The organism is Oleiphilus sp. HI0123 (assembly GCF_001635315.1).
Genome location: NZ_LWGE01000510.1, coordinates 1 through 649 on the forward strand (window position 1 = coordinate 1; position 649 = coordinate 649).

Below are 649 nucleotides of genomic sequence, written 5' to 3' on the forward strand. Positions count from 1 at the left end.
TCTAGCTAAATACTCATTTATAAGTACATAAAACTTTTGCTATAGAACTTATGCCTGCCAAACAGAAGATTCTTAAAGTTCGTCGCCACTATAACCAGTGGGTGGCTGACCAAACCCTAGAAGATTACGCCTTACGATTCACCGCTCGTAAAGCTCGGCGTATGGGTATTAGCCGTGTCGGCAAAACCGCTTTAGGGGCGACTGCTTTTTTGGCACTTGAAAGCATTGCTGCAGCGGTAACGATTAACTATGGNTTTGTGAATACCATTGCAGCGATGTTAGTCGTTGCAGCGGTTTTCTTTATTACCGGTTTTCCAATTGCTTACTACTCAGCTAAACACGGTTTAGACATTGATCTTTTGACGCGAGGTGCCGGGTTTGGCTACTTGGGCTCCACAGTCACGTCACTTATTTATGCTTCGTTTACTTTTATCTTCTTTGCGATTGAAGCCGCTATTCTCGCATCGGCTTTACATGCCTTGCTGGGTATTCCGCTATCGATCGGGTATTTCATTTGCGCTGTGGCGGTTATCCCTATTGTGATCCGGGGGATTACCACTATTTCGCGTTTTCAAGTCGGGACGCAAACTCTGTGGTTACTATTACAAATCGCGGCAATCGCTACCGTGATCATTGTCGAATATGATAC

Annotated in this window: 1 protein-coding gene; it reads left to right on the plus strand. The window is 44.9% G+C overall.

What is annotated here, in order from left to right:
- Positions 1-50: 50 nt before the first annotated feature.
- Positions 51-649, plus strand: a 599-nt coding sequence (locus A3761_RS04815; protein WP_369808175.1) for a cytosine permease, incomplete at its 3' end; no start/stop codon positions are given.